The following is a 2064-nucleotide window of genomic DNA, read 5'->3' as shown; positions in this document are numbered from 1 at the left end:
GCCGGAAGCTGCCTGTCGATCAAAAAATAAATATAAGCAGGAGCCCAACGGCTCCTGCTTATGACGACCTAACGCCGAGAAACCTGTACGCGCTTGGACGCCAGCTGAAACACAGCGAGGGTCGTTAGGATTACCAGCATAAGTGGCCAAAATCGCACCGCCACAATCCCCATCGCAACTACAGCCGCGCTGCCGGCGAAGATGCTAATCAGCATAAACAACAGACCAAGAAATCTCAGCATACCCATGGCGGACCTCCTTTGAGATGGTGATTAGGAGGATTGCTGCGGGCATGCCTGGATGCGCCGATAGACCTCATCACGATGCACCGTGATGTGCGGTGGTGCGGAGATACCGACGCGTACTTGGTTGCCTCTGACTCGAAGAATGACGATCTCGATGTCATCGCCAATGCGGATGGTTTTGCCGACGCTACGTGTAAGGCTAAGCATGCTGTGTACTCCTGTAGGTGTAAGCCGACCTCGAGCCGATCTCGATGCCTGCCTTCGTTCATGGGTGAGTTACTGATTTCGCGCTTCGGCGCGGTCACGCAGTAGTGCCGATAGAGTGGGGCGTGTGGCTGAGTTGGTAGGCGTGTTGCCTGCAGACGAGGATGTATCTGGGACGGTTGGAGCTTCAGGAGCGAGCTCATGCACTATGGCTTCGCCTTCTTCATCGCTGTCCTCAAAGGCGCCATTGGCGAGTCCCAATTGCGCTGCTGCGTCCAGAGCGTTCTGATCAAAGCCAGCTGCCTGCCGTGCTTCATCGATGTCTCGAGCATGCTGTAACGCTTCCTCCATCGACATGCCGTCACGCACGGTGATGTCGACATAGAAAATCGGTAGCCCATGACTCTGCCGTGTCGATTTCCCACGAAGGCGCAGCTCTAGCGGAAGGCAGGCCAAACGATTGCCGGAGATTGCCTGGAGATACTGCAGTCGAGCAGCCAACGTCCGAATGCTGTTGAAGCCCGTCGTACGAAACACAAAGCTGCCCAGTGAGTCTTCATCGCCGATGGCAACATTGAGCCGACCATAGGGCTTACAGGCACCTCCCTTGGCCAGCGGACAACCATCCGGCGAAGGGCAGGGCAGTGATTCGATTCCGTCTTTGCCTCTGCGCTTACAGGTCTCGCCGTTACCCACGCAGACAGGTCGCCCCGTCTGCCGATCGAACAGGCTGTACTCCGCACGAAAATTCAAATCCGGAGCATTGAACAGCAGACGTATTGGGATGCTGCGAATTTTTCCGCCTTGAGCCTTCCGAAGCTCGTCGTCGAGAGGGTGAAGCAGCCAGTGGTCTCGCAGCTGGACCTGCGTGGTGATGGTGAATTGGTCGTCCTTCTCTGGCAGGCGCTTGCCATTCTTTTCGACGACCTTGCCGATGGAAATCCGCCCGAGCACCGGCGGGGTGATAGCCAAGCCTTTGAGCATTGGTGGTTCTCCAGTGGATGAATAAAAAAGGCCACCGCGGTGCGGAACTGTACCGGGGTGGCCAAGGGGGGAAGCGCATTCAGAGAATCAGGAAACGGCGGCTGCCGGTTTTGGTGATGGGGTAGCGTGCGAGGAGATAGGGCTTTTCTTTAAGGGCTTGAGCAACATCGAATACGACACTGTCTTTGGCTTTGCGCCAGGACACCATGCCGTTGGCGAACACCGCCCGACTCGCATCGCCCATGGCTTGCTGTAGCTGCTGCTTCAGCTCTGCCTCGCGCTTGCTCTGCCGGTCGAGAGTGGCGCGCACAGATTTCAATTCATCGAACGCTGCCGATAGAGCGACGTTCTCAGAGAAATCCAATGTTCTCCCTTGGTCCTGGGGATACAGACAACGCAAGGCGCGCTCGGCAGATTCCGATCCATCAGCAGGTGGAGGGGTATCACGTTGGACGTAGCCCCAGAACTCTTTCTCCAACTCGATCAGCCAATGGATGAGCTCGTCATCGCGCTCAATGCGATGAGTCTCCAATTGCTGCCCCCCGAGTAGCACAGCCACATCCGCAGCCTGCTTGCCCGTGACCGCCAACTGATGCATCACCTGCAATTGCACGTAGACCGGTACGCCTTC

General features: G+C 56.9%; 2 protein-coding genes and 1 pseudogene. All 3 read right to left on the bottom strand.

Annotated features, from left to right (window positions below):
* Positions 1–272: 272 nt before the first annotated feature.
* Entirely contained in the window at positions 273–452 is a 180-nt protein-coding gene (gene csrA, locus N5C91_RS31775; RefSeq protein WP_279834498.1) for a carbon storage regulator CsrA, read from the bottom strand.
* Positions 453–521: 69 nt separating this feature from the next.
* The gene (locus N5C91_RS31770) at positions 522–1433 is read right to left on the bottom strand and encodes a hydrolase or metal-binding protein (protein ID WP_279834494.1); all 912 of its coding nucleotides are present in this window, start codon (positions 1431–1433) and stop codon (positions 522–524) included.
* A gap of 79 nt (positions 1434–1512) precedes the next feature.
* Positions 1513–2064 (bottom strand): annotated as a pseudogene (locus N5C91_RS31765) (alkaline phosphatase); the annotation flags it as partial.

It is taken from the genome of Pseudomonas sp. GD03903, assembly GCF_029840045.1.
GTDB lineage: Bacteria > Pseudomonadota > Gammaproteobacteria > Pseudomonadales > Pseudomonadaceae > Pseudomonas > Pseudomonas pseudonitroreducens.
This window is presented reverse-complemented; position numbering and strand designations above follow the sequence as displayed.